Raw genomic sequence first — 26,092 nt, forward strand, 5'->3', positions numbered from 1 at the left:
ATATATAGCCTGTGCTCATGCAGCGCTTGCCTCTGGGTGGCGGTGTGAGGGTGGTCAGACTATCGTGATGACCAACTGCTTGCCGCAGGCATGGGCATACTTGCGCAAGGTGGCAAACGAGGGCGAATGCGTCGGGCTGCGCAGGCAGGCTTCCAGGCGCGAGACTGCGCTCTTGGTGGTGCCCATGCGCGCGGCCACTTCCTCCTGGGTCAGGCCCGCTTCGCTGCGGGCCTTGTTCAACTCCCGCGCCGGTGTTTCCTGGGTTTTCTTGATGAAGCTGTGCAGGATGACGATCTCGCGTCCAACCATGGTGCAGTAGAACGCGCGAGCGATTTTTCCGGTGTACCGCAAGCTCAAGAATCCTGGTTTCTTTGCCTTGGCGAGCGTCGGGGCAGAGACTGTCGTATGGCCCGGCGACATCGACATCGCGCCTGAAACCCTGCACGCGCACTCACTTCCCATCTCCCCCGCGTGCCCCAAATCCCCATGACCCGCGCCCGCTCGGCCCTGGTGTCGCTGTCCGACACACATCGGCTCGCTGCTGGGCGCGGGCAACGGCACCGTCAAGCTGAACTTCTGAGCCGCAGCAGCCCGCTGGCAGCTTTCAAAAATGATAGCTGTCAGCGCTTGTCTGGTAAGGGTTTGAGGCCGATTTTCGGGCTGCAGACGCCTTCGCCTGCGTGACACCTGATCGGCAGCTCTGCCCGGGCGGAATTTTTTGTCAGGATTGAGGGAGTCCTTCAAGAAAACTCCGCCGATGCTTTCTTGCTCCTGTCAACACGGCCTCGGCCAAGGAAGCAGAAAAACCCGCCGGCAGCTGGCGCTGTACCGTGTCCAGCACACCCTCCAGGCGCTGCGCCATGTCCCGCGTGCGAAATCGCGCACCCATGCGCCGGCGGATGTGCTCGCTGTCGGGCAGCAGGTTGTCGAAGTAGTTGCGCACCGCTTCGCCTTCGAGGCGGCTGTCCGCTGTGAAGGGCAGCGACAGCGACAGCGGGCGGCTGCGCGAGGAAAGCCGCCACTCGGGCGCGTACTCCAGACGGTGCAGGCCGGTGCGTCCCACGCTCCAGTGACCTACCAGCTCACCGTTCATCCAGAGGGCCAGGGCGTTGTGCATCACCACTCGCCCGCAGTGCGCCAGCGCTTGATGGCAGGGGTGTAGCAGCAGCCTGTTGGCGGTCGCGCACGACGAACTCTGCGTCCAGGATGTGCAGCAACGCCATCAGTTGCCCGACACTCACCACCGCTGGGTTGTGCTCAATGGCTGCAATGCGCGACTGGGTGACTCCCAGCCGGCGTGCCAGCTCAGCCTGGCTGAGGCCTCGCGCCTTGCGCAGTGAGCGCAAATGGGGAGCCAGTTGGTCGAGCACGGCGACAGGGTAGTCCATGGCGAAATATCACCCTTCAATGATAATTACAAATTATCACTCAAGAATTATAAAAAGTGCGGTTGCTGGCCGATACCTATAAAAGCCAAGCCCCGCTACGCCGTCTGGCTCAGCAGGGCTTGTTGTGGGGCTATCGGATTCTTGGATCGGCCAGCAGGCCTGACCAATTGGTTGGCGCGGCCCAGCGCTACGCTGGCGTATGGGTCTTGAGCCAGTCCTTGAGCGCGGCATCGATGCGCGTTTGCCAGCCGTCTCCGGTGGCCCGAAAGCGCTGCACCACCTCGGGCGAGAGGCGAATGGTGATGCGCTCCTTGGTCACCTCGGCCTTGGGCCGCCCGCGTGCGCGCGCCTGCCGGTTCATGGCCAGCAGCCCGGCGTGCAGATCAGCCGGCAACACGTCGCTGGCCGGGCGAAACCGCCGCATGTCCTGCTCGGTCAGCTCGCGCACCTCGCCTGCCGCATCGGTCAGCGGGGCCGTCTCTGGGTCAATCCTGTTGCGTGCGTTCATACCTGCGCTCCTCCCTGGCGTTGGCCTTGCGAAAGCTGATGATGCGGATGCCGCCTGGCGTGGGCGTGAAGCACAGAACGTGCAGCCGCTCATCGAGCCAGGCCACGCTCGGCAACGTTGCGTGCGTTTTTGGCCGGGTCGAAGCTGATGTCCATCGTTATTTATTGTATGCACTGAATATCGGAAAACAAGGACGAGGACGACGGGAATAAAAGGACACCCACGCATGGCGATGCATGGCGATGCATGGCGATGCATGGCGATACGCTGAAGCTGTGAGCCGCCGCCTGCCTGGTGGGCACGAGGGGCGGCAGCTGCAGGCACAATCTGCGCCCACTCATGAAGCTGCCCGTCTCCCTTGAACTGCTGTTTGCCAGGCTGGCCCGGTTTTCCGGCATCGGGGTCATCAACACCTTGATCCACACCGGCATCGTCGTGCTGCTGGTGGAGCGCCTGGCCTGGCATCCGTCGCTGGCCAATGCATTGGCCTTTGGCGTGGCCAATGTGTTTTCCTACCAGGCCAACCGGCGCTGGAACTTCAAGGGCGATGCCACGCTGCGCCAGTACGGGCGCTTCCTGCTGGTGTCGCTGCTGGGGCTGTGTACTACGGTGGTGGTCAGCGGCCTGGCCGAGTGGGCCGGCTTCCATTACCTGGTGGGGCTGCTGATGGTGTTCGTGGCGCTGCCGCTGCTGACGTTCACGCTGCACTGGCGCTGGACGTTCAGGAATCGGCCATGACGCCGGCAGTGTCAGGGGCAGGGCCGGCGTGGATGCGCCACCGCTGGGCCGAGCCGCTGCTGGTGGCTGCCGTGCTGGCCGTAGCGCTGCTGCTGGCGCACGGCAGCGCCCTGGACGCGGGCTGGCGCTGGGACGATGGCGGCCTGCTGGGCCTGGCGCTGGATTTCTCGCCCTGGCAGTACTTTGCCGACCCGGCAGTCATGCGGCTGCATTCGCCGGCCAATGTGGCGCCCTGGAATCTGCTGTTCTACGACATCAACCTGGCCCTGTTCGGCATGAACGTGGCCGGGCATTACGCGCATCTGCTGCTGCTGGTGGGGCTGGGGGCTGGGCTGCTGTACGCCGTGCTGCGCCAGTGGCTGGCGCTGCCCGCTGCACTGGCCGGCGCCCTGGCCTTGGTGCTGGGCAAGCCACTGGTGTATGTGGCGGGCGGGCTGATGCACGGCCACTATGCAACCGGCCTGGTGCTGGCCTTGCTGTCAGTGTGGGCCTGGGTACACCATCTGCGCGGCGCTTCGCGCGGGTGGTGGGCGGTGTCGGCGCTGGCCTATCTGCTGGCCACGACCTGCAAGGAAATCTATGTGCCGCTGGTGCTGGTGCTGCCGCTGCTGCCGGTGGCCGGCCTGCGCCGGCGTGCGCTGGCGCTGGTGCCGCATGTGCTGGTGGCCGCGTGCTACGTGCTGTGGCGCCAGGCGGTGCTGGGGCGCCTGATTGGCGGCTATGGCGGGGCGGCGCCGGAGCCGGCGCTGGTGTGGCAGCAGCTGTCGGGCGTGCCGCTGCTGCTGGCGCCGCAGGGCTGGGCGGGCTGGGCCGGCATGGCGGCGCTGGCTGCCCTGGTCATCCGGGCGGCCCTGCAGCGCCGCTTTCGTGCGCTGCCGAGCCTGGCGATCGCAGCAGTGGTGGGGCTGCCCCTGCTGGCGCTGGTGGGCTTTCCGGGCATTCATCAGGCAGACCGCTATCTGTTCGCACCCTGGGTGGCGGTCTGCATCTGCCTGGCCGTGGCCTGGCCCCGCCGGCTGCGCGCCGGCGCGGCAGCAGCGGCGCTGGCGCTGCTGGTGCTGACCCTGGCGCTCGGGCTGGCGCAGGAGCGCCGGCGTCTGCACGATGACTGGGCGTGGTGGGATACGCTGTCGGCCTTCGCCCTGGCAGCGGATGTCCAGCGGCAGGCGCTCTACATCGGCCCGGATCAGGGTTTCCGGCGGCTCATGTTCGGCCAGTTGCGCTATGTGGCCGATAGGCTGCAGGGCACGGCAGATGAGGCGGGGCTGGAGATCGTCGATCAGTCCGGCTACCGGCTGCGGCAGGTGCGTGCTGCCGGCCTGTCCCTGTTCGAATACGCCGATGGCCGGATGGTGCAGATGGGGCAGGAGCGGCTGCAGCAACTGTTTGCGGACATGGACGCGCCGTCTGCCGAGGTGGCGCTGCAGGTCACGCTGACGCTGCGTGCCGGAGTCCTGCATTGGGAGTTCGGGCCGCACGATGGGCCGTATGTGTTCAACCTGCGCAATCACCCGGCCATCCAGGGGCGCAACAATGGGGTGCTGCTGCCCCGCCACGGCGCCTTTGCCTGGCCGCAGGGGCGGCGGGCGGAGTTTGCCTTCTGCCACGATGCCGCCGCTCCAGGCTCCATGGCCTGCTCGCCGGCTCTGACGCTGGAGCTGCCGGAGGGGCAGGCGGTGTCCTGGCAGGGCAGGGGGCGCAGCAGCCCGCCTGCGGGTGCCCAGCCCTGAACCTGCCGCGCGCCTTCCTTCCCTTTCTTCCTCTCCATCCTCTCTCAGCTCTTTTCCGGGACGACATGACCAATGCAAGCAGGCCAGCCAGGCCGACGGATGCGGGCGAGGGCGCCCTGTTGTGGCCGGTGGAGGGGTTGCGCGGCATCGCGGCCTTCACGGTGCTGTGGGTGCATTACCGGGGCCTGGTGACCAGCGGGCGCGACCTGGGCGGCTTCGGCTTCACGGGGGTCGATCTGTTCTTCGTGCTCAGCGGCTTTGTCTTTGCGCCCTATGTCTTTGGCCGGCCTTTGATGCCCGGGCCGTATGCGGTGCGCCGGGTGCTGCGCATCTATCCGCTGTATCTGGCCAGCCTGGCGGTGTATGTGCTGCTGCGCCTGTGGCAGGGGGCGAGCCGCTGCGCTATGTCTGGCAGCACGTGTTCATGCTGCACACCACGGTGTCGCCGGAGATTGCCCAGTACTACAACGTCGCCTTCTGGAGCCTGCCGCCGGAGCTGGAGTTCTATGTGCTGGTGCCCCTGCTGGCCTGGCTGGCGCAGCGCGGGCGCTGGTGGTTCCCGGCGCTGCTGGTGGCGGCCCTGCTGGCGCATCTGGCGCTGGCGCGCTGGGGTGTGCCGGGGCAGGCGCCGCATTGGGCGGTGGTGGCCAATGTGCATTGGCCGGCCCTGTGGATCGAGTTCCTGCTGGGTTGCCTGGCCTGGCGCGGCGGGCAGGTGCTGGCGGGCCGCCTGCCGCCCCGGCACTGGCTGCTGCCGGCCATGCTGGCGGCGGCGCTGCTGCTGTGGCTGGCGGCGGCCATGCTGTGGGTGGCCTGGGGTGATGCGGGGGTCGATGCCCGGCGCTGGCTGCGCGGCAACCTGGGGCTGTGGTCGGCCTGCGCCTATGCCCTGGGGCTGGCGGCCCTGATGGCCTGGCTGCGCCGGGCGCAGGATGCCCGGGGGCCGGCGGCAGTGCATGGGGCAGTGCCTGGGGCCACTGGGGCAGGAGCCTCGCCCTGGTGGGTCAGGCTGTCGCTGCTGGGCGGGCAGTTGAGCTATGGCGTCTATCTGCTGCACAACGCCGCACTGACCGCAGCCGGCCTGCTGTGGCCGCAGACGGCAGGCTGGACGCGGCTGGGCCTGGCCGTGCTGCTGACGCTGGCCGCCACCTGGGCGCTGCACCATGCGGTCGAGGCGCCGGCGCGCGACTGGGGGCGGCGGCTGTCGGCGCGGCTGGTGGCGCGGCAGCGCAGCCGCGCACGGATCGAAGCGTGAGACAGGCCGGCGCCCTGGGCAAGCCCGTGGGGGTGGCGCATGAGGCGGTGACATACATCAAAAATTGCAACCAGATATTTCGTAACATGCCTGTCCCGCGCCTGCCGTTGACCCGTTGACGACAGGCCGGGTTGTCGCAGGAGCGCCCTGCGTCCTGCTCTCTCAACCGTTATGCCGAGGAGACAGTCATGATTGGATTGCAAGGTTTCGTGCGGATGCCGATGCGCTGGCTGGTGTTCATGGCGGTGCTGCTGGCCGGCTGGCTGGCTGCCCCGGCAGTGCAGGCCGGCACGGTGCTGTGGGGAACGGCGCGCACCGCCGTCTATGACCCGACCTATTGCTGCACCTTGCGCGACGACGCCCCGATCAGCGCCGCGACCGGGGGCTTCGACCTGGTGGCTGGCGCCCTCACGAGCGACGCCAGCCGGGCCGACATCGTCATCAACGCCTACGGCACCCTGGGGGCGGTAGGCGTGCTGGCGCTCAACGAGAGCTTCGATGCCACCAGCACCAATGATCCGGCCAGCGGCTACGCCACGCGCATCACGCTGCGCGCCGGCGGGGTCTATCTGGTGGTCATGGCCGATGGCCGGCGCGCCAAGCTGCGCATCGACACCATCACTTCGGGCAAGGTGTATGTCAGCTGGCGCCTGCAGGCCAGCGCGCCGCCGCAGCCGCGCAACGTGACCTATCTGACGGTCTGTATGCGCCAGGATCCGCCCGCCGGGATGTTCTGCGCCGCACCCCAGCCCCTGGATCTGATGACCACCAGTCAGACAGATGCCCTGCTGCGCGCCGGCCTGGGCTGCACCAGCCTGAATGCGGGTGCCTACTGGTGCGGCCCGGGCAGCACTATCGATCCTGGCCTCATACTGGTCTATTCGACCCGCGACAGCAAGGTGCTGGAAGTGGTCTATGTGATCTTCAACTGACCGGCTGCAGCGGCGCGATGGCCGAGCGCAGCGCGCCGCTGACGGCATCGCGTGCGATGGGACAGTAGGCGTTGTAGCTGCTGCCCTCGGGCAGATAGAGGCTGATCAGGAGGCATTCCCGGCGCCCATCGGCCAGCGTGTGGGCAGGGGTGCCGTCTGCCAGGGGGGCAGCTCGATGTGCGCCGGCAGCAGGGCGTGGCAGGCATGGACGGCGGCGGCCACGCCGCCGAGCTGCTGCGCCAGGGCGTGGTTTTGCTGGTGTCGCGGGTCGAGGGTGTTGCGCACGAAGCCGGCCAGCTTGTCGGCGCCATCCTCGCTGGTGTGGAAGGCGGCCAGGGCTTTTTCGCCGGCCAGCGCCACGCGGCTGGTGCTGGCGTCGCTGCCGTTGGCTGGCGGGCCGACGAAGAACAGTTGCGGCGACAGGCTGCCGCGTTCGGTCAACATGCCGATGGCCAGGCGTGCGCAGTGTTGGTAGGCGCTTTGTGCCAGAGAGCCGGGGGCCGGGGTTGGCGCGGCAGCCGGGGCTGCGCCGGGGAGGTTTGCAGTCATGTCGGATCGGGAAGGCAAAGGCCGGCATTGTCCCGCAACGGCAGGCCTTGGCATCTGCCTGATGCGGGCCGGGTTTTTTGCGTGCCTGGGCTACAGTGGCAGGCTTTGCCGGCATGTCGCCGGTTTTTGCCAAGGATGCTTTCATGAACACACCTGTTTTCAATGCCACTCCCAACGCTGCCTCCAGCACTGAACCTGCCTCGGCTCCTGCTGCCACCGAGGAGCTGATGCGCAGGATCGAGGCCGATCTGGTCAAGATGCTGGAGCGCGGCGCAGCGGGTAAGAAGGCGGCCAGCGAGGCGCCTGCCCAGCAGGACAAGGCGCAGGGCTGAACGGGCCGCGCCGGCCCCCACCCCAGCCCTCCCCCGAAGGGGGAGGGAGTGAAACCGGCAGCCCCCATCCCCGCAGAGAGCAAAACCGCCGGGCTTCATCCCCGCAAAGGGCAGGGCAGGGCAGGGCAAGGCACTGGCAGCCTGTGGTGACCCGCATCACACGCTGCCTTTTCTTTTTCCGAAAAATCTCATATAGGAGTTCATATAGGGTTTTATACTGCGCCCCTGTATGAACTCTGTGCTGCGTATTTCCCTGGACACCAGTCCCGAGCAGACCGAACGCCTGCAAGCCCTGCAGCGTGGCTTTGCCCAGGTCTGCAACGCCCTGGCGCCGCTGGTGCAGCAAACGCGCGTGTGGAACCGCGTCGCCCTGCACCACCTGGCCTACCGGCAGCTGCGCGAGCAGTTCCCGGAGATGGGCTCGCAGATGGTGTGCAACGCCATCTACTCGGTCTCGCGCACCAGCCGCGTGGTGTTCCAGCACCCGGGCAGTCCGTTCCACCTCTCGCGCCTGGAGGGCAAGCCCCTGCCGCTGCTGCGCTTTGCCGATACCTGCCCGGTGTACTTCGACCGGCACACGCTCAGCGTCAAGGGCGGGCAGCTGTCCATGTTCACCCTCGATGGCCGGATGCGCTTCCAGCTCGGCCTCAAGCCTGAGGACGAGGCGCTGTTTGCCACGCACAAGCTGCGCGAGATCGTGCTGGCGCGCACCGCCGAAGGCCACTACGGCCTGTCGTTCGCCTTTGTCGATCAGCAGGCCGCGCCCGAGCCTGGGGCCGCCCAGCCGGTCGAGCCCACCGGGCCGGATGCCGAAATCCCCGAATACGTCATGGTCGAAGAAACCGCATGAAACCCGCCCAAGCCCACAAAAACGCCAAGGCCGTCGCGCCTGGCCCATCGTCGCCCTCCGAGCTGCGCGCCGCGCTGGCCGCGCTCACGCCCTACTTCCGGCGTGCAGCGGGCTTCAGCCTGCTGTCGGGCCTGCTGGTGCTGGCGCCTTCGGGCTACATGCTGGAGGTCTATGGCCGGGTGGTCAACAGCCGCAGCCACACCACGCTGGCGATGCTCACGCTGCTGATCCTGGGCGTCTATATCGTCATGGAGCTGCTGGAGTGGGCGCGCAGCGAGCTGATGCGCGCCGCCAGCGTGGAGCTGGACGAGCGCCTGCGCGAGCGCATCTTCCGCGCCATCTTCGATGCCAACCTGCGCCGCATCCCGGGCGGCACGCAGCAGCCGCTCAATGACTTCAAGCAGGTGCGCGAATTCCTGTATGCGCCGGTGCTGCTGGGGATCATGGAGTCGCCCGTGTCCATCGTCATGCTGGTGCTGCTGTTCCTGATCAATCCGGCGCTGGGCTGGTCGGCCATCGCCTTTGCCTGTGTCATCACGCTGGTGGCCTGGATCAACGAGCGCGCCACCAAGCCGCCGCTGATGCAGGCCAACCGCGCCGCCATCGCCGCCCAGCAGTACGCCGACGGCTCGCTGCGCAACGCCCAGGTCATTGAGTCCATGGGCATGTTGCGCGATGTCCATGCGCGCTGGATGGACAAGCAGCGCGAATTCCTGAACCTGCAGGCCCAGGCGTCCGAGGCCGCCGGGGGCTTTCAGGCGCTGTCCAAGTTCCTGCAGACCACGCTCAGCTCGGGCCTGCTCGGGCTGGGCTGCTGGCTGCTGCTGCACGGCACGCTCAACGGCGGCGACGTGATGATGATCATGGCTTCGGTCTTCGGTGGCCGCGTGGTGGCGCCGCTGGTGCAGGCGGTGACGCAGTGGCAGTCGGTGGTCAACGTGCGCGACGCCTGGGGCCGGCTGGATCAATTGCTGTCCGCCGTGCCGGCGCAGCCCGAGAACATGCCGCTGCCGGCGCCGCGCGGCCAGCTCCAGGTGGAGCCGCTGGTGGCCGGCGCGCCGGGCAACGCCGGGCAGATCCTGCGCGGCGTGGGCTTTGCGCTCAACCCCGGCGAGGTGCTGGCCGTGGTCGGCCCCTCGGCCTCGGGCAAGACCACGCTGGCGCGGCTGCTGGTGGGCATCTGGCCGGCCATGGCCGGCAAGGTGCGCCTCGATGGCGCCGATGTCTTCACCTGGAACAAGGCTGAGCTGGGGCCGCACGTGGGCTATCTGCCGCAGGGCGTGGAGCTGTTCGATGGCAGCATCGCCGAGAACATCGCGCGCTTTGGCGAGGTGGACATGGCCCGGGTCGAGGAGGCGGCGCGCGCCGTCGGCCTGCACGAGTTCATCCTCGGCCTGCCGCAGGGTTACGACAGCCCGGTGGGGCAGGGCGGGGCGCGCCTGTCAGGCGGGCAGCGCCAGCGCGTGGGCCTGGCGCGGGCGCTGTACGGCAATCCGGTCTTCGTGGTGCTCGACGAGCCCAACTCCAGTCTGGACGAGGAGGGCGATGCGGCCCTGGCGCGTGCCATCGCGTTCATGAAGTCGCGCGGCACCACCTTCGTCATCATGACGCACCGCACCAGCGTGCTGGCCGTGGCCGACAAGATGCTGGTGCTGCGCGAGGGGCAGACCCAGGCCTTCGGCCCGCGCGATGAAGTGCTGGCGGCGCTGCAAAAGGCCGCCCAGCAGGCGCAGCAGCCGCCCATGGCCCCGGCGCGCCAACTCGCGTCCGCCGCCTGACGCCCCGGCGCCGTCTTCCAGAACACGAATTTTCATCATGAGCAAACCAGGTTTCTTTGCCCGCAGCGAACTCACGCAGGTGTTGTGGAGCTTTCGCCGCGAGTTCTTCATGGTGGGCATCTTCAGCATGGTGGCCAACGTGCTGATGCTGGCGCCCACGCTGTACATGCTGCAGGTCTATGACCGCGTGCTGATGAGCAGGAGCGAGCTGACGCTGCTGGCCATGTCGCTGATCACGCTGTTTCTGTTCGCGGTCATGGCGTTTTCCGAGTGGATGCGCTCGCGCGTGCTGGTGCGCTCGGGCCTGCGGCTGGACGCGCTGCTGGGCACGCGGGTGTTCAACGCCAGCTTCGACTCCTACCTGCAGCAAGAGGGCAGCGGCCCGGCGCGCGCCTTTGGCGACCTGATCCAGGTGCGCCAGTTCCTCACGGGCCAGGGCATCTTTGCCTTCTTCGACGCGCCCTGGGCGCCGATCTACGTGGCGGTGCTGTTCTTCCTGCACCCGCTGCTGGGCTGGATGGCGATCTTCTTCTCGCTGGTGCAAGTCGCCCTGGCCTGGTTCGGCCACCGGCGCACGGTGGCCCCGGCCGAGGCGGCCAGCCTGGCCACGTCCGAGACCAATGCCTACCTGCAGGCCAAGCTGCGCAACGCCGAGGTGCTCGAATCCATGGGCATGGTGCACAACCTGCGCGGGCACTGGCTGCGCCGGCACGTGCAGACGCTGGGCCTGCAGTCCACCTCGCAGTCCATGGCGCACCGCATCACCGCCTGGAGCAAGTTCATCCGCTACTCGCAGCAGTCGCTGGCGCTGGGCGCCGGGGCGCTGCTGGTCATCGAGGGCCAGCTCTCGCCCGGCGGCATGATCGCCTCCAACGTGCTGATGACGCGCGCGCTGGCGCCCATCGACATGCTGGTGGGCACCTGGCGGCTGTTCATCAACGCACGCTCGGCCTTTGGCCGGCTCGAAGCGCTGCTGGGCCAGTACCCCGAGGGCGATCCGGCGCTCAAGCGCGTGGCGCCCAAGGGCGAGCTGGTGCTGCGCGACGTGGTGGCCAGCGCGCCGGGGCGCAGCACGCCCATCCTCAAGGGCATCGGCACGACCATCGTGCAGGGTGCGGTGACGGTGGTGCTGGGGCCGTCCGGCTCGGGCAAATCGACGCTGGCGCGCGCCATGATCGGCATCTGGCCGGGCGTGGCGGGCGAGGTGCTGCTCGATGGCCTGCCGGTACATAGCTGGGATCGCGGCGAGTTGGGGCCGCACATCGGCTACCTGCCGCAGGACGTGGAGCTGTTCGAGGGCAGCATTGCCGAGAACATCGCGCGCCTGGGCGAGGTGGACTCGGCCAAGGTCATCGCCGCTGCCAGGAGCGCCGGGCTGCACGACATGATTCTGCGCTTTCCCAAGGGCTACGACACGCCCATGGGCGAGGCCGGCAACCTGCTGTCGGGCGGCCAGCGCCAGCGCATCGGCCTGGCGCGCGCGCTGTATGGCGAGCCGGTGCTGGTGGTGCTCGACGAGCCCAATGCCAATCTGGACGACGTGGGCGAGCAGGCGCTGGTGCGCGCCGTGCAGCAGCTCAAGGAGCGCGGCTGCACGGTGGTGCTGATCACGCACCGCCCGGGCATCCTGGCGGTGGCCGACCGGCTGCTGATCCTCGCTGATGGCCGCGTGCAGGCCGACGGCCCGCGCGACGCCGTGCTCGCTGCGCTGCGCGCCCAGCAGGAGCAGGCCGCGCGCAATGCGCAGGCGGCGCAGGCCGGGCAGGCGGGTGGTGGTCTAGCAGCGCAGCCGGCTTGAAGATGAGGCTGGGCCCCATGTCCTCGACACTGCCCCGCTGTGTGGCCAAGGCCGCTTCCCGCGCCCCGGGTCTCGGCTCCCTCTCCCGCGTGCGGGAGAGGGCTGGGGTGAGGGGGCCGGCAGTGGACGCAGCGCCCGAACCACCCCCTCACCCCCACCCTCTCCCCCAAGGGGCGAGGGAGTGAAGACCCCGGCCAGCGCCCAAGGCTCTTTCACCGTCCCGGCAGATGCACCCCCCTGCTTCCTCCCCCAAGGGGCAGGAGCCAGCGCACCATGCTCAACATTTTGATAGCTGTCACCGCTTGCCAGGCAACGGTTTCAGCCACTTTTGACCCCTAAAACACTCGTTGCAGCCGGCTTTTTCGGCCCTGTTTCTTCCCTTTCGCTCCGACTGCTCGCGCAGCTCCCGGGCACACGAATTCTTGCTAGGCAGGTACTGACATGGCGACCTCTTTGATCTCCTCTTCCCAAGGCAGCGCCGGCGGTGCGCTGGTCGATGGCGCGGCTGGCGCGCCCCAGCCGGCAGCGCGCGAGGCGCGCCGTGCCGGGCGCATCGGCCTGCTGGCGCTGGCCATCGGCTTTGGCGGCTTTTTGCTGTGGGCCGGCCTGGCGCCGCTCGACGAGGGCGTGCCGGGCCAGGGCATGGTCGCCATCGACACCAAGCGCAAGGCGGTGCAGCACCTGTCGGGCGGCATCGTCAAGGAAGTGCTGGTGCGCGAGGGCCAGCAGGTGCGCGAGGGCCAGCCGCTGCTGCGCCTCGATGAAGCCGTGGTGCGCGCCAACTATGAATCCGTGCGCCAGCGCTACCTGGGCCTGCGCGCCATGCAGGGCCGGCTGATGGCCGAGCAGTCCGGCGCCGGCGGCGTGCGCTTCCACCCCGACCTGGAAAAAGCCGCCTCCGACCCGCTGATCCGCCAGCAGATGATGAACCAGGAACAACTGTTCCAGACCCGGCGCAACCTGTTGAGCTCGGACTTGCAGTCCATCGAGGAAAGCATCCAGGGCCAGCAAGGCCTGCTGGGTTCCTACGCCAGCATGTTGGACAGCCGCAAGAGCCAGCTGGCGCTGGTGCGCGAGGAGCTGAGCCACCTGCGCGGCCTGGTCGCCGAGGGCTATGCGCCGCGCAACCGCCAGCTCGAACTGGAGCGCACCGTGGCCGAGATCAGCAGCGCCATCGCCGACCTGCAGGGCAACACCGTGCGCGCCCAGCGCGCCATCGGCGAGCTGCGCCAGCGCGCCAACTCGCGGCGCGCCGAATACCGCCGCGAGGTCGAGACGCAACTGGCCGATGTCGATCGCGAAGTCCTGGCCGAGGAGCAGAAATTCAAGGCCGTGGCCAACGACCTGGAGCGCATCGAGATCAAGGCCCCCGTCGATGGCCAGGTGGTCGGCCTGGCGGTGCAGACCGTGGGCGGCGTGGTGCAGCCCGGCCAGAAGATCATGGACATCGTGCCCGGCAATGAAGACCTGCTGCTGGAGGCGCACGTCGCCCCGCACCTGATCGACCGCGTCCATGCCGGGCTGCCGGTGGACGTGCGTTTCAACTCGTTCGCGCACTCGCCGCAGCTGGTGGTGCAGGGGCAGGTGGTGTCGGTCTCGGGCGACTTGCTGACCGATCCGGCCACCAACATGCCGTACTACCTGGCGCGCGTGCAGCTCACCCCGGAAGGCCGCGCGGCGCTGGGCAAGCGCCAGCTGCAGCCCGGGATGCCGGTGGAGGTGGTCTTCAAGACCGGCGAGCGCTCCATGCTGACCTATCTGCTGCATCCGCTGCTCAAGCGCATGTCGGCGTCCATGAAGGAAGAGTGAGGCCGTGTTGTCAGTGGGTTTTGGCTCTTCGCCCGCGCCACTCCCCGCTTCCCCACATCAAGGCAATCCACCCAAAATTTTGGCAAAAAACCCAGTAAACCCTTGCCTGTCAAGCGCTGACAGCTATTGAATCATGAGCAAAAATCCGACCTCCCTCTGGACGCTCGCCCGCCGCCCGGCTGCCCTTGCCGCGCTGGCCCTGCTGGCGCTGGGCAGCACCGCCGCGCAGGCGCTCGATTTGCAGCAGGCCTGGGATGCGGCCAACACCGGCGACGCCACCATCCGCGCCGCCCGCGCCGCCACCGAGGCCGCGCGCGAACGCCTGCCGCAGGCGCGCGCGCAGCTGCGCCCCAACGTCTCCTTCAGCGCCGGGCGCAACTACAACGACCTGACCAGCGAGGGCCGCAACGCCCTGGGCCAGCCCGTCAAGAGCCAGATGCACTACTACTCGGGCAACCAGGTGCTGCAGATCCGCCAGCCCCTGTACCGCCCCTACAACAGCGCCCAGGTGCGCCAGGCCGAGGCCCAGGTGGCCGGTGCCGAGGCCGAACTCGAAACCGACGAGCAAGCCCTGGTGGTGCGCGTGGGCGAGGCCTACTTCGAGGCCTTGCTGGCGCGCGAGCAACTGGCCCTGGTGCTGGCGCAAAAGCACTCCTACAGCACCCAGCTGGACGCCGCCCGCAAGGCGCTGGCCGCAGGCTCGGGTACGCGCACCGACATCGACGACGCCCAGGCGCGCCTGGACATGACCGTGGCGCAGGAGCTGGAGGCGCGCCAGAACGAGGACTACACGCGCCGGCGCCTGGAGGTCATGACCGGCCAGCCGGTCGATGAGCTGGCGCGCGTCGCTGCCGAGCGCTTTGCGCCGCAGCAGCCGGTGCCGGCCCTGGTGGACGACTGGATAGAACGCGCCGAGGACGCCAGCCCCCAGCTGCGCGCCCTGCGCGCCCAGGTCGAGACCGCGCGCCAGGAAGTGGCCAAGGCGCGCACCGGCCACCTGCCGACGCTGGACGCCGTGGCCCAGTGGTCGCGCACCAGCAGCGACAGCGTGACCAGCGTCAACCAGCGCTACGACAACAAGACCATCGGCCTGCAGCTGCAGGTGCCGCTGTACGCCGGCGGCTATGTCAGCTCCACCGTGCGCCAGGCGCTGGCCATGCAGACGCGCGCCGAGGAGCAGCTCGAAGCCGCGCGGCTGGACTTGGGCGTGCGCGTACACCGCGAGTTTCGCGGCATGACCGAGGGCGTGCTGCGCATCGCCGCGCTGCAGCAGGCCGTGGCCTCGGCCGAGCAGGCGCTGGCGTCGAGCCGCAAGTCGCAGGAGGCCGGCGTGCGCACGCTGCTGGACGTGCTCAACGCCGAGCAGCAGCGCATCCTGGCGCTGCGCGACCTGGCGCAGGCGCGCTACCTGTACCTGGTCAGCCGGCTGCGCCTGCAGTCGCTGGCCGGCGAGGACGCGCAGGACAACGTGGCCCAGGTCAACGTCTGGCTGGAGCATTGACGCACCGCTGCGCCTGAACGGGCAATCAATGGGCATGAATGTGCGTCCGGGCACACACCGCTCGCCTGTTGCCACGTAACATCCGCACCCCATGATCTGGCTGGCAGTCGTCGCTTTTCTCGTGTCCGTCCTGACGGCTGGGGTCTTGGTGCGCGTGGCGCGCCGCCACGCTGCCAACTACGGCGATGGCGAGGCCAAGCCGCAGCGCTTTCACTTCGGCGACGTGCCGCGCCTGGGCGGCGTTGCCCTGCTGGCCGGCATGGGCGCCAGCTGGAGCCTGGGCCTGGCGCTGATGCAGGCGGGCGACCCAGGCTCGGTGCGCCTGGGGCCGTGGGTGCTGCTGTGGATGCTGGCGCTGGCGCCGGCTGCGCTGGGCGGCATCGCCGAAGACCTGACGCAGCGCCTGGCCGCGCGCCACCGGCTGGCGCTGACCGCGCTGACCGGCGTGCTGGCCGCCTGGCTGCTCGATCTGTCCGTGCCGCGCTTGGGCCTGCCCTGGCTGGACGCCGTGCTGGCCCACGCGCCCTGGCTGGGCGTGGCCCTGGCGGTGCTGGCCGTGGCCGGCCTGCCGCACGCCTTCAACATCATCGACGGCTACAACGGCCTGGCCGGCATGGTGGCGCTCATCGTCTGCCTGGCGCTGGCGCACGTGGCGCTGCAGGTCAGCGACCGGGCGCTGGCCACGCTGCTGGTCACCGCAGCGGCGGCCACCGGCGCCTTCCTGCTCTGGAACTACCCGCGCGGCCTGATCTTCGCCGGCGACGGCGGCGCCTATCTGTGGGGCGGCCTGATCGCCCTGGCCAGCGTCAGCCTGGTGCAGCGCAACCCCTCGGTCTCGCCGTGGTTCCCGATGCTGCTGCTGATCTACCCGGTCTGGGAGACGGTGTTTTCCATCTACCGCAAGCTGGCGCGCGGCGTCTCGCCCGGCGTGGCCGATGCGCTGCATTTCCACCAGCTGATCTACCGGCGCATCGTGCGCGGCGTGTTCGACGACGACGAGGCGCGCGACATGCTCATGCGCAACAACCGCACCTCGCCCTACCTGTGGGCCTTCACGCTGCTCACCGTGGTGCCGGCCGTGCTGTTTCGGCACAACACGCCGGTGCTGATCGGCTTTTGCCTGTTGTCCATCGTGTTCTACGTGGCCGCCTACCTGGCCATCGTGCGCTTCAAGGTGCCGGGCTGGCTGCAGCCCTGAGCGTGTGGCGTCGGCTCAAGCCAATAGTTGCCTCAAGCCAACTCACTGGTAGGCCGCTGCGGCTACCGGCTTTAGATAGGAGGCTGGCGGGTGATCTACACCATGGATGCTGGTCGTCTGGTGATTCTTGTGCTGGATATCGGAACTCGCGGAGGCATCTATAAATGACTGACATTCAAGTGATTCAGCAAGACGGCAAGCCCGCCTTCTATGTCGTTCCTGCTGATATCTGGGACAGGGTGCGCAGCATCATCGAAGACGCTGACGACAGCGCCGTGTTCGACCGCGCGGTGGCCAGCGACGATGGCATCCGCTACCCATCGGATGTGGCTTTCGCCATTGCCGATGGGGCCTCGCCCATCCGGGCGTGGCGCGAGCACCGCCAACTCAGCCAGGAGGCGCTGGCCAGAGCCGCTGGCGTGAGCAAGCCCTTCATCAGCCAGATGGAAAGTGGCAAGCGTGCCGGCACTGCCGCTACGCTGAAGAAAATTGCCTCGGCCCTGTGTGTGCCGGTCGATGCGCTGCTCTGAGAAAGCGCCCGGCCACGCCACCCGCATGGGCCACAATGCAGCCCTTCGTTTGACCTCCGCTGCTGTGCGCCCATGACCGATACCGCTGCCGATACCCTGCAAACCATCGCCCCGCGCGACAAGGCCGAAATCCTGGCCCAGGCGCTGCCCTACATCCGCCAGTTCCACGGCAAGACCATGGTCATCAAGTACGGCGGCAACGCCATGACCGACCCCGAGCTGCAGCAGGACTTCGCCGAGGACGTGGTGCTGTTGAAGCTGGTCGGCATGAACCCGGTGGTGGTGCATGGCGGCGGCCCGCAGATCGAGCAGGCCTTGAAACGCCTGGGCAAGAAGGGCGAGTTCATCCAGGGGATGCGCGTGACCGACGCCGAGACCATGGAAGTCGTCGAATGGGTGCTGGCCGGCGAGGTGCAGCAAGACATCGTGGGCCTGATCAACCAGGCCGGCGGCAAGGCCGTGGGCCTCACCGGGCGCGACGGCGGCCTGATCCGCGCCAGGAAGCTGCGCCTGCTGGACAACCACGACCCGGCGCTGGAGCACGACGTCGGCCAGGTCGGCGACATCGTCGAGATCGACCCGGCAGTGGTCAAGGCACTGCAGGACGACGCCTTCATCCCGGTGGTCAGCCCCATCGGCTTTGGCGAGCACAACGAAAGCTACAACATCAACGCCGACGTGGTGGCCAGCCGCCTGGCCACCGTGCTCAAGGCGGAAAAGCTGCTGCTGCTGACCAACATCCCCGGCGTGCTGGACAAGGCCGGCCAGCTGCTGCCCGAGCTGACGCAGCAGCAGGTCGATGCACTGATTGCCGACGGGACGATTTCCGGCGGCATGTTGCCCAAGCTGGCCGGCGCCATCGACGCCGCCCGCGCCGGGGTCAACGCCGTCCACATCGTCGATGGCCGGGTGCCGCACGCCATGCTGCTGGAAATCCTCACCGATCAGGCCTACGGAACCATGATCCGCAGCCAGTGATGCGAGCGCCACGCCATGACTGAACAAGAGCAGGCCCTGTTTCCTCCGGCCGAGTTGCCAGAGCCAGCACCGGCACCGGCGCCGCGCAAGGCCAAGGCGGCACGCGCGCGCCCCGGCGAGCGGCGCGAGCAGATCCTGCAGGCGCTGGCGCACATGCTGGAGCAGCCCGGCGCCGAGCGCATCACCACCGCCGCGCTGGCGCGCCGGCTGCAGGTGAGCGAGGCCGCGCTGTACCGCCACTTCGCCAGCAAGGCGCAGATGTACGAGGCGCTGATCGACTTCATCGAAAGCAGCATCTTCACGCTGGTGCGCCAGATCACCGAGCAGGGCCTGAGCGATGCCGAGGCCGGCGGCGCCGACGCCGAGGACGCAGGGCGGCGCAGCGCGGCGCGCATCGTCGCCATGGTGCTGCAGTTTGCCGAGCGCAACCCTGGCATGGCCAGCGTCATGGCCGGCGACGCGCTGGTGTTGGAGCACGAGCGGCTGCGCCAGCGCATGGCGCTGCTGATGGACAAGATCGAGGCGCAATTGCGCCAGTGCCTGCGCCCGCTGCTGCCGCAAGACGATGGCAGCGACGCCGACGCCATCGCCGCGCCAGCGCGCGCCAGCGTGCTGGTGGCGTTGATCCAGGGCCGGCTGCAGCAGTTCGTGCGCAGCGGCTTTCGCCGCCGGCCCACCGAGCATCTGCAGGTCAGTCTGCAGCTGGTGCTGTAGCGCCGCCGGCGCCCTTCGGCCCGCTCCGGGCCTTTCAGGTTTTTCAGGCCTTTCAGGCCGCAAAGCCTTGCTGGGCAAGCGCTGCGTGCTATCAAAAAATATAGTCTCCGGCAAGGATGTGCCTGCAGGGTCAAGTCATTGGCGTGCCGCAGACCTTTGGTGCCGGCATGACGGTGCAGGGATTCAGCCCCGAACCACGCCATTGCCCTGCGCAATGGCGTTTTTTTGAAAATGCCAACCATGCCCATCTGCCTGAACATGATCGTGCGCGACGAGGCGGCGGTGATAGAGCGCTGCCTGGCCTCGGTGCGGCCCTTCATCGACCACTGGGTCATCGTCGATACCGGCTCGCTGGACGACACGCCGGCGCGCATCGAACGCGCGCTGGCCGGCGTGCCCGGGCAGTTGCACCACCGGCCCTGGCGCAACTTCGGCCACAACCGCAGCGAGGCGCTGGAGCTGGCGCGCCAGGCCGTGGGCCGCGCCGGCTACCTGCTGTTCATCGATGCCGACGAGCAGCTCGGCCACGAGCCGGGCTTTGCGCGCTGGCCGGCGCTGCATGAGCCGGCGTACTCGCTGCAGGCGCGCTACGGCGGCCTGAGCTACGACCGCGTCAGCCTGGTGAGCGCCGCGCTGCCCTGGCGCTGGCAGGGCGTGCTGCACGAATACCTGGACGCCGGCCAGCCCGTGGCCCAGCCGCGCCTGCCCGGCGTCTGGATCGCCGTGACGCCCGATGGCGCGCGCTCGGCCGACCCGGACAAGTTCGCCAAGGACGCCGCCGTGCTGGAGCAGGCGCTGCGCGAGGAGCCGGACAACGCACGCTACGTCTTCTACCTGGCGCAGAGCTGGCGCGACGCGGGCCGGCCCGAGCTGGCCCTGGCGCACTACGCGCGCCGCGCCGCCATGGGCGGCTGGGACGAGGAGGTCTGGTACGCGCTGCTGCAATGCGCGCAACTGGCCGAGCGCCTGGGCCAGCCGCATGAACAGGTGCTGGCCGCCTATCTGCAGGCCCACCAGAGCCGCCCCAGCCGGGCCGAAGCGCTGACGGGCCTGGCCACCTACCTGCGGGGCCGACAGGACTGGCACCTGGCCTACCTGTTCGCCCGCGAGGCAGCGCGCATCCCGCTGCCTGGCGACCGGCTGTTCGTCGATCTGGCCCCCTACCACTGGCGCGCCGCCGACGAGCTGGCCCTGGCCGCGCACTACACCGCCCGCCCCGCCGAGGCGCACAGCCTGTGGAGCGGCCTGCTGCGCTCGCCCCTGCTGCCCGCTGCCGAGCGCGCGCGCATCGAGCGCAACCTGGCCTTCGCTGCCCAGGCGCTGCGGGGCTAGGCGGGTGGTGGTTCGCCCCACGCACGGCTGCATGGGTGCATGACTACTATTTCAATAGCTGTCAGCGCTTGCCTGGCAAGGGTTTGAGGCACTTTTGACCTGAAAACCCGGCGGTTGTCCGAGTCAGGGTTTGCCCTGGGTCAAGCGCTCCGGGCCTGGCAGCACTGGCATATCGGACGGCTTTTGTGCAAAATAGCACGGTCGTTCGTTTTGTTCGTGCCATGCCTTCCTCCACGCCTTCCACGCTCAAGCCTGCCAGCGCCGCGCGCCGCGATCGCGCGCTGCACAAGGGCCAGCAGACCAAGGCGGCCATCGTCGAGGCTGCCCTGGGCCTGGCCACGCACATCGGGCTAGATGGCCTGTCCATCGGCGCGCTGGCCGATGTCACCGGCATGAGCAAGTCCGGTGTCTTTGCCCATTTCGGCTCGCGCGAGGAGCTGCAAATCTCCGTCATCCGCGAATACCACCAGCGCTTCGAGCAGGAGGTGTTCTACCCGGCCATGCAGCAGCCGCGCGGCCTGCCGCGCCTGCGCGCCATGTTCGATCACTGGATGCAGCGCACCTCCATCGAGCTGGACTCGGGCTGCATCTACATCAGCGGCGCCATCGAGTTCGACGACCGCGAAGGCCCGGTGCGCGATGCGCTGGCCGGCTCGGTGCTGGTGTGGATGGAGGCCATGCGCCGCGCCATCGAGCAGTGCAAGGCGCTGGGCCAGTTGCGCGCCGACACGGATGAGCAGCAGATGCTGTTCGAGATCCACGGCCTGATCCTGGCGCTGCACTACGAGGCGCGTTTTTTGCACACGCCCGGCTCGATGGAGCGCGCCACGCGCGGCTTCGACAACATCCTGGCACGCTACGCCGCCTGAGGCGCTGCGGGCCGGCGGTCTTACCCCTTTTTTTTTCCACCCCTCTTTCCTCCCCCAACCCGCTTTTTTCCCAGGAGCCTGCCTCATGCCCATCTACACGCCCCCCTGCGCGACATGCAATTCGTGCTGCATGAAGTCTTCAAGGTCACCGAGGAGTTCCAGGCCATGCCGGCGCACGCCGAGGTGGACAAGGACACCCTCAACGCCGTGCTGGAGGAGGCTGGCAAGTTCGCCGCCGGCGTGGCCTTCCCGCTGAACATCAGCGGCGACGAGGAGGGCTGCAAGCTGGACGTGCAGACGCACGAGGTCACGCCCCCGAAGGGCTTCAAGGAGGCCTATCGCCAGTACGTCGAGGGCGGCTGGCCGGCGCTGTCGTGCGACCCCGAGTTCGGCGGCCAGGGCCTGCCGCACACGGTGAACCAGTGCCTGTACGAGATGCTCAACAGCGCCAACCAGGCCTGGACGATGTACCCCGGCCTGTCGCACGGCGCCTATGAGGCGCTGCTGGCGCACGGCACGGACGAGCAAAAGAAGACCTATCTGCCCAAGCTGGTCAGCGGCGAGTGGACGGGCACCATGTGCCTGACCGAGCCGCACTGCGGCACTGACCTGGGGATGCTGCGCACCAAGGCCGAGCCGGTGCAGGGCGCGCCCGAGGGCACGTACAGGATCACCGGCAACAAGATTTTCATCAGCGCCGGCGAGCACGATTTCACCGACAACATCGTCCACCTGGTGCTGGCCCGCCTGCCCGATGCGCCCAAGGGCAGCAAGGGCATCAGCCTGTTCGTGGTGCCCAAGTTCCTGGTCAATGCCGATGGCTCGCTGGGCGAGCGCAACCCCATCTTCTGCACCGGCCTGGAGCACAAGATGGGCATCCACGGCAACGCCACGGCGCAGATCGCCATCGATGGCGCCATCGGCACGCTGGTCGGCCAGCCGCACAAGGGCCTGGCGGCCATGTTCGTGATGATGAACGCCGCGCGCCTGGGCGTGGGCAACCAGTCGCTGGGCCTGACCGAGGTGGCCTACCAGAACGCGCTGGCCTACGCCAAGGATCGCATCCAGATGCGCAGCCTGTCGGGCACCAAGGCCAAGGACAAGGAGGCCGATCCGATCATCGTGCATCCGGACGTGCGCAAGATGCTGCTGACGGCCAAGGCCTACGCCGAGGGCGCGCGCGCGCTGCAGATTTTCTGCACCATGCTGCTGGACAAGGCGCACAGCCACCCCGACGAGAAGGTCAGGAAGGACAGCGACGAGCTGGTCGCGCTGCTGACGCCCATCGTCAAGGCCTTCGTGACCGACAACGGCCACACGGCGACCAATGCCTGTATGCAGGTCTTTGGCGGCCACGGCTACATCAAGGAATGGGGCATGGAGCAGTTCGTGCGCGACAACCGCATCAACATGATCTATGAGGGCACCAACACCGTGCAGTCGCTGGACTTGCTGGGCCGCAAGGTGCTGGGCAACAACGGCGCGACGCTCAAGAAGTTCGGCAAGCTGGTCGGCCAGCTGGTGGCCGAGGAGGGCGTGAACGAGAAGATGGCCGAGTTCATCAACCCCATCGCCTACCTGGGCGACCAGATGACCAAGTTCACCACCGAGATCGGCTTCCGGGGCTTCCAGAACCCGGATGAGGTGGGCGCTGCGGCGGTGGACTATCTGCGCGTGGCTGGCCACCTGGTGTTTGGCTACCTGTTCGCCCGCATGGCGCAGGTGGCGCTGCGCGAGATCGAGGCCGGCAACACCGACCCGTTCTATGTGGGCAAGCTGCAGACGGCGCGCTTTTACTTCGCCAAGCTGTTCCCCGAGACGGCAACGCTGATGCGCACGGCGCGCGCCGGCTCCAAGGTGCTGATGGACACGGACGCGGCGCTGGCCTGATCGTGCATCCCACCCTCACCCCAGCCCTCTCCCGCCCTGCGGGAGAGGGAGCAGGAATCCGCAGCCGGCATCGCTCCCTCCCCCTTTGGGGAGAGGACAGGCGCGCTGCCGGTCTTGCTCCCTCCCCCTTTTGGGGAGGGCTGGGGTGGGGCCAGCGACGCTGGCCGCACGACACGGCCCGCCAGAACCAGCCGCCCCCATCCCAACCTTCCCCCAAAGGGGGAAGGAGCGGAAAACCACTCTTTTAGCCCTGGAGCCCTTATGAGACAAGCGTTGGCAGCTATTATTTTTGCAGCAATCGCCGCCCCGGCATTGGCCCAGATGTCGCCCGTGGGCCTGTGGCGCAGCATGGACGACAAGACCGGCGAGGCCAAGTCCGAGATCCGCATCGCCGACCAAGGCGGCGCGCTGGAAGGCCGCATCGAAAAGCTCCTGCGCAAGGACGCCGACCCGGCAGCCAAGTGCGTGGAGTGCAAGGATGCGCTCAAGGATCAGCCCATGGTCGGCCTGCCCATCATCACCGGGGCGAAGAAGGCCGAAGGCAAGGACGTGTGGGAGGGCGGCAAGATCCTCGACCCGGAAAACGGCAAGCACTACACCCTGCGCCTGACGCCCATCGAGGGCGGCAGCAAGCTCGAAGTGCGCGGCTCCATCGGCCCCTTTGGCCGCACCCAGACCTGGCAGCGCGTGAACTGACCTCCTGTCTTGCTCTCTCCCCCGCTGGGGGAGGGCTGGGGTGGGGCCAGCGACGGCGGCCACTGCGCAAGGCACGCCACAACCAGCCGGCCCCCATCCCTGCCTTCCCCCACAGGGGGAAGGAGTGAAAGCCCATCCACTCAACCGATTCCATCCACCCCATGACCCGATTCAACGTCCGCAAAGTCGCCGTCCTCGGCGCAGGCGTGATGGGCGCGCAGATTGCCGCCCACCTCGTCAACGTGAAGGTGCCCGTGGTGCTGTTCGACCTGCCGGCCAAGGAAGGCCCGAAGAACGGCATCGTCACCCGCGCCATCGCCAACCTGAAAAAGCTCAAGCCCGCGCCCCTGGGCGTGGCCGACGATGCCGGCCTGATCCAGGCGGCCAACTACGAGGAGCACCTGGGCCTGCTGAAAAACTGCGATCTGGTCATTGAGGCCATTGCCGAGCGCATGGACTGGAAGCAAGACCTCTATCACAAGATCGCGCCCCATGTGGCCAAGCACGCCATCCTGGCCAGCAACACCTCGGGCCTGTCGATCACCAAGCTCTCCGAGGCGCTGCCTGAAGCCCTGCGCCCGCGCTTTTGCGGCATCCACTTCTTCAACCCGCCGCGCTACATGATGCTGGTGGAGCTGATCAACACGCCCGCCACGCAGCCCGAAGTGCTCGACCAGCTCGAAGCCTTCGTGACCACCGGCCTGGGCAAGGGCGTGGTGCGCGCGCACGACACGCCCAACTTCATCGCCAACCGCGTGGGCATCGCCGGGATGCTGTCCACCATGAAGGAGGTGGAGAACTTCGGCCTGACGTTCGATGTCGTCGATGACCTCACGGGCAAGAAGCTGGGCCGCGCCAGCAGCGGGACGTTTCGCACCGCCGACGTGGTGGGCCTGGACACCATGGCCCACGTCATCAGGACGCTGCAGGACAACCTGAGCCTGGAGACCGATCCGTTCTACGACAGCTTCGGCACGCCCGCCGTGCTGGCCAAGCTGATCGAGCTGGGCCAGCTGGGCCAGAAGACCAAGGGCGGCTTCTACAAGAAGCAGGGCCGCGACATCCTGCGCTTCGAGCTCGACAGCGAGGAGTACGTGCCCGCCGGCGGCAAGGCCGACGAGGTCTATGGCCGGATGCTGAAAAAGCCCGCCGCCGAGCGCCTGAAGCTGCTGCGCAATGCCCAGGGGCCGCAGGGCCAGTTCCTGTGGGCCATCCTGCGCAACGGTTTCCACTACGCCGCCGTGCATCTGGAAAAGATCGCCGACACCGCGCGCGACGTGGATCAGGCCATGCGCTGGGGCTTCGGCATGAAGCAAGGCCCCTTCGAGCTGTGGCAGGAGGCCGGCTGGCTCGAAGTCGCCCAGATGATCCAGGAGGACATAGCCGCCGGCAAGGCGCTGTCCAAGGCGCCGCTGCCCGAGTGGGTCTTCAAGGGCCCGGTGGCCGATGCCGGCGGCGTACACACGGCGCAGGGCTCGTGGAGCCCGGCCAAGGGCAAGTTCGTGCCGCGCCGCCAACTGCCCGTGTACGACCGCCAGTACTTCCCGGAAAAGCTGCTGGGCGAGGACAACCTGCCCGACTGGCGCACAGCCGGCACGACCATCAGCAACAGCGACGCACTGCGCGTGTGGACGCTGGACAAGGAGGTCTGCCCTGCCGGTGGCCGCGTCTTGATCGCCAGCATCCAGAGCAAGATGCACGCCATCAGCCCGGACGTGATGGAAGGCCTGGTGGAGGCGCTGGAGCTGGCTGAGCGCGAGTACGAAGGCCTGGTCATCTGGTCGGGCGATGCGCCGTTCTCGGTGGGCGCCGACCTGCAGGCCACCATGCCGGCCTATGTGGTCGCCGGCATCGGCGCCATCGAGGGCGTCGAGCAGGAGCTGCAGAACCTGATGCTGCGCCTGCGCTACGCCCAGGTGCCGGTGATTTCCGCCATCCACGGCATGGCGCTGGGCGGCGGCTGCGAGCTGGCCATCCACAGCGCGCGCCGCGTGGTACACATGGAGAGCTACATCGGCCTGGTCGAGGTCGGCGTGGGCCTGGTGCCGGGCGCGGGCGGGCTGACCTACATCGCGCGGCGCGCCGCCGAGAACGCCGCCAAATCGACGGACAAGGACTTGCTGCACTTCCTGACCGAGGGCTTCACGGCCGCGGCCATGGCCAAGGTCGGCATGAGCGCGCTGGACTCGCGCAAGCTGGGCTACCTGCTCGACGACGACATCATCGTGCCGCACCGCGACGAGCTGCTGTTCGTGGCGGTGAACGAGGCCCGCGCCATGGGCATGGCCGGCTGGCGTGCGCCGATGAAGCGCCTGTTCCCGGTGGCCGGGCGCAGCGGCATCGCCACCATCCGCGGCTCGCTGACCAACATGCGCGACGGCGGCTTCATCAGCGAGCACGACCAGCGCATCGCCACCATGATTGCCGAGGTGGTGTGCGGCGGCGATGTCGATGCCGGCACGCTGGTGAGCGAGGAATACCTGATGCAGCTGGAGCGCAAGGCTTTTTGCACGCTGATCGAGCACCCGAAGACGCAGGAGCGCATTCTGGGGATGCTTAGCACGGGCAAGCCGGTGCGCAACTGACGGCATGAGGCCTGGCATGTCCGTCCGCCCTGCAGCACTCTCGCTCCCCCCTCTGGGGGAGGCTGGCGCGTTGCCGGTATTGCTCCCTCCCCCTCTGGGGAGGGCTGGGGCGGGGCCAGCGCGGCTGGACGT

24 protein-coding genes and 2 pseudogenes are annotated in these 26,092 nt (G+C 68.2%); 20 read left to right on the top strand and 6 right to left on the bottom strand.

The window, feature by feature from the left end:
* Positions 1-54: 54 nt before the first annotated feature.
* From IDM45_RS16550 to IDM45_RS18020, 5 genes are all read right to left on the bottom strand, one after another.
* Entirely contained in the window at positions 55-357 is a 303-nt protein-coding gene (locus IDM45_RS16550; RefSeq protein ID WP_233457517.1) for an XRE family transcriptional regulator, read from the bottom strand.
* Positions 358-721: 364 nt separating this feature from the next.
* On the bottom strand, positions 722-1,117 hold the full coding sequence (locus IDM45_RS16560; protein WP_209423814.1) for a HipA N-terminal domain-containing protein: 396 nt from the start codon (positions 1,115-1,117) through the stop codon (positions 722-724).
* On the bottom strand, positions 1,083-1,370 hold the full coding sequence (locus tag IDM45_RS16565) for a helix-turn-helix transcriptional regulator (RefSeq protein ID WP_325168993.1): 288 nt from the start codon (positions 1,368-1,370) through the stop codon (positions 1,083-1,085). Before IDM45_RS16565 ends, IDM45_RS16560 begins: the two co-directional genes overlap by 35 nt.
* 205 nt (positions 1,371-1,575) lie before the next feature.
* Positions 1,576-1,896: a BrnA antitoxin family protein gene (locus IDM45_RS16570; RefSeq protein ID WP_209423817.1), complete on the bottom strand. Its 321-nt coding sequence runs from the start codon at positions 1,894-1,896 to the stop codon at positions 1,576-1,578.
* Positions 1,874-2,002 carry a BrnT family toxin gene (locus IDM45_RS18020; protein ID WP_267912117.1) on the bottom strand — a complete coding sequence of 43 codons (129 nt, stop codon included), beginning with the start codon at positions 2,000-2,002 and terminating at the stop codon, positions 1,874-1,876. The genes IDM45_RS16570 and IDM45_RS18020 overlap by 23 nt, the downstream gene beginning before the upstream one ends.
* A 233-nt stretch (positions 2,003-2,235) precedes the next feature.
* Between IDM45_RS18020 and IDM45_RS16580 the strand changes: the two genes are divergently transcribed.
* The 5 genes and pseudogenes from IDM45_RS16580 to IDM45_RS16600 all read left to right on the top strand — a co-directional run bounded on the left by IDM45_RS16580 (position 2,236) and on the right by IDM45_RS16600 (position 6,551).
* Positions 2,236-2,634 carry a GtrA family protein gene (locus IDM45_RS16580; protein ID WP_209423819.1) on the top strand — a complete coding sequence of 133 codons (399 nt, stop codon included), beginning with the start codon at positions 2,236-2,238 and terminating at the stop codon, positions 2,632-2,634.
* Positions 2,631-4,364 carry a hypothetical protein gene (locus tag IDM45_RS16585; protein ID WP_209423821.1) on the top strand — a complete coding sequence of 578 codons (1,734 nt, stop codon included), beginning with the start codon at positions 2,631-2,633 and terminating at the stop codon, positions 4,362-4,364. The genes IDM45_RS16580 and IDM45_RS16585 overlap by 4 nt, the downstream gene beginning before the upstream one ends.
* Positions 4,365-4,429: 65 nt before the next feature.
* Positions 4,430-4,732: pseudogene (locus IDM45_RS18300) on the top strand (acyltransferase family protein); the annotation flags it as partial.
* A 56-nt stretch (positions 4,733-4,788) separates the two neighbouring features.
* The gene (locus tag IDM45_RS16595; RefSeq protein ID WP_209423822.1) at positions 4,789-5,619 is read left to right on the top strand and encodes an acyltransferase family protein; all 831 of its coding nucleotides are present in this window, start codon (positions 4,789-4,791) and stop codon (positions 5,617-5,619) included.
* A 188-nt stretch (positions 5,620-5,807) separates the two neighbouring features.
* On the top strand, positions 5,808-6,551 hold the full coding sequence (locus IDM45_RS16600; RefSeq protein ID WP_209423823.1) for a hypothetical protein: 744 nt from the start codon (positions 5,808-5,810) through the stop codon (positions 6,549-6,551).
* 105 nt (positions 6,552-6,656) lie between these two features.
* On the opposite strand, the gene IDM45_RS16605 is transcribed toward IDM45_RS16600, so the two are convergent.
* Entirely contained in the window at positions 6,657-7,100 is a 444-nt protein-coding gene (locus tag IDM45_RS16605; RefSeq protein WP_209423825.1) for a hypothetical protein, read from the bottom strand.
* A 143-nt stretch (positions 7,101-7,243) separates the two neighbouring features.
* Between IDM45_RS16605 and IDM45_RS16610 the strand changes: the two genes are divergently transcribed.
* The 15 genes and pseudogenes from IDM45_RS16610 to IDM45_RS16680 all read left to right on the top strand — a co-directional run bounded on the left by IDM45_RS16610 (position 7,244) and on the right by IDM45_RS16680 (position 25,960).
* Positions 7,244-7,432 carry a hypothetical protein gene (locus tag IDM45_RS16610; RefSeq protein ID WP_209423827.1) on the top strand — a complete coding sequence of 63 codons (189 nt, stop codon included), beginning with the start codon at positions 7,244-7,246 and terminating at the stop codon, positions 7,430-7,432.
* A 229-nt stretch (positions 7,433-7,661) separates the two neighbouring features.
* Complete coding sequence (locus tag IDM45_RS16615; protein ID WP_209423828.1) at positions 7,662-8,282, top strand: hypothetical protein; 621 nt, start codon at positions 7,662-7,664, stop codon at positions 8,280-8,282.
* Positions 8,279-10,060, top strand: a complete 1,782-nt coding sequence (locus IDM45_RS16620) for a type I secretion system permease/ATPase (RefSeq protein ID WP_209423830.1) — start codon at positions 8,279-8,281, stop codon at positions 10,058-10,060. The genes IDM45_RS16615 and IDM45_RS16620 overlap by 4 nt, the downstream gene beginning before the upstream one ends.
* Before the next feature lie 37 nt (positions 10,061-10,097).
* Positions 10,098-11,858, top strand: a complete 1,761-nt coding sequence (locus IDM45_RS16625; protein ID WP_209423831.1) for a type I secretion system permease/ATPase — start codon at positions 10,098-10,100, stop codon at positions 11,856-11,858.
* Positions 11,859-12,299: 441 nt separating this feature from the next.
* The gene (locus IDM45_RS16630) at positions 12,300-13,667 is read left to right on the top strand and encodes an HlyD family type I secretion periplasmic adaptor subunit (RefSeq protein ID WP_209423833.1); all 1,368 of its coding nucleotides are present in this window, start codon (positions 12,300-12,302) and stop codon (positions 13,665-13,667) included.
* 133 nt (positions 13,668-13,800) lie between these two features.
* Positions 13,801-15,168 carry a TolC family outer membrane protein gene (locus IDM45_RS16635; RefSeq protein WP_209423834.1) on the top strand — a complete coding sequence of 456 codons (1,368 nt, stop codon included), beginning with the start codon at positions 13,801-13,803 and terminating at the stop codon, positions 15,166-15,168.
* A gap of 91 nt (positions 15,169-15,259) precedes the next feature.
* A complete protein-coding gene (locus IDM45_RS16640) occupies positions 15,260-16,366 on the top strand; it encodes a glycosyltransferase family 4 protein (RefSeq protein ID WP_209423835.1) in 1,107 nt (368 codons plus the stop codon).
* Between the two features lie 164 nt (positions 16,367-16,530).
* Positions 16,531-16,896 carry a helix-turn-helix domain-containing protein gene (locus tag IDM45_RS16645; protein WP_209423836.1) on the top strand — a complete coding sequence of 122 codons (366 nt, stop codon included), beginning with the start codon at positions 16,531-16,533 and terminating at the stop codon, positions 16,894-16,896.
* A gap of 72 nt (positions 16,897-16,968) precedes the next feature.
* Positions 16,969-17,874, top strand: coding sequence for an acetylglutamate kinase (gene argB, locus IDM45_RS16650; RefSeq protein WP_209423837.1), 906 nt, complete (start codon positions 16,969-16,971; stop codon positions 17,872-17,874).
* Between the two features lie 15 nt (positions 17,875-17,889).
* The gene (gene slmA / locus IDM45_RS16655; protein ID WP_209423838.1) at positions 17,890-18,588 is read left to right on the top strand and encodes a nucleoid occlusion factor SlmA; all 699 of its coding nucleotides are present in this window, start codon (positions 17,890-17,892) and stop codon (positions 18,586-18,588) included.
* A 240-nt stretch (positions 18,589-18,828) separates the two neighbouring features.
* Entirely contained in the window at positions 18,829-19,920 is a 1,092-nt protein-coding gene (locus IDM45_RS16660; protein ID WP_209423839.1) for a glycosyltransferase family 2 protein, read from the top strand.
* A gap of 221 nt (positions 19,921-20,141) precedes the next feature.
* Positions 20,142-20,789, top strand: a complete 648-nt coding sequence (locus IDM45_RS16665; RefSeq protein WP_209423840.1) for a TetR/AcrR family transcriptional regulator — start codon at positions 20,142-20,144, stop codon at positions 20,787-20,789.
* 85 nt (positions 20,790-20,874) lie between these two features.
* A pseudogene (locus IDM45_RS16670) lies at positions 20,875-22,679 on the top strand (acyl-CoA dehydrogenase C-terminal domain-containing protein).
* A 261-nt stretch (positions 22,680-22,940) separates the two neighbouring features.
* Positions 22,941-23,375, top strand: coding sequence for a DUF2147 domain-containing protein (locus IDM45_RS16675; protein WP_209423842.1), 435 nt, complete (start codon positions 22,941-22,943; stop codon positions 23,373-23,375).
* Between the two features lie 161 nt (positions 23,376-23,536).
* A complete protein-coding gene (locus IDM45_RS16680) occupies positions 23,537-25,960 on the top strand; it encodes a 3-hydroxyacyl-CoA dehydrogenase/enoyl-CoA hydratase family protein (RefSeq protein ID WP_209423843.1) in 2,424 nt (807 codons plus the stop codon).
* The last annotated feature ends 132 nt before the right edge of the window (positions 25,961-26,092 follow it).

Origin of the sequence: Melaminivora jejuensis, from assembly GCF_017811175.1 — a bacterium.
Lineage (GTDB): Bacteria > Pseudomonadota > Gammaproteobacteria > Burkholderiales > Burkholderiaceae_C > Melaminivora > Melaminivora jejuensis.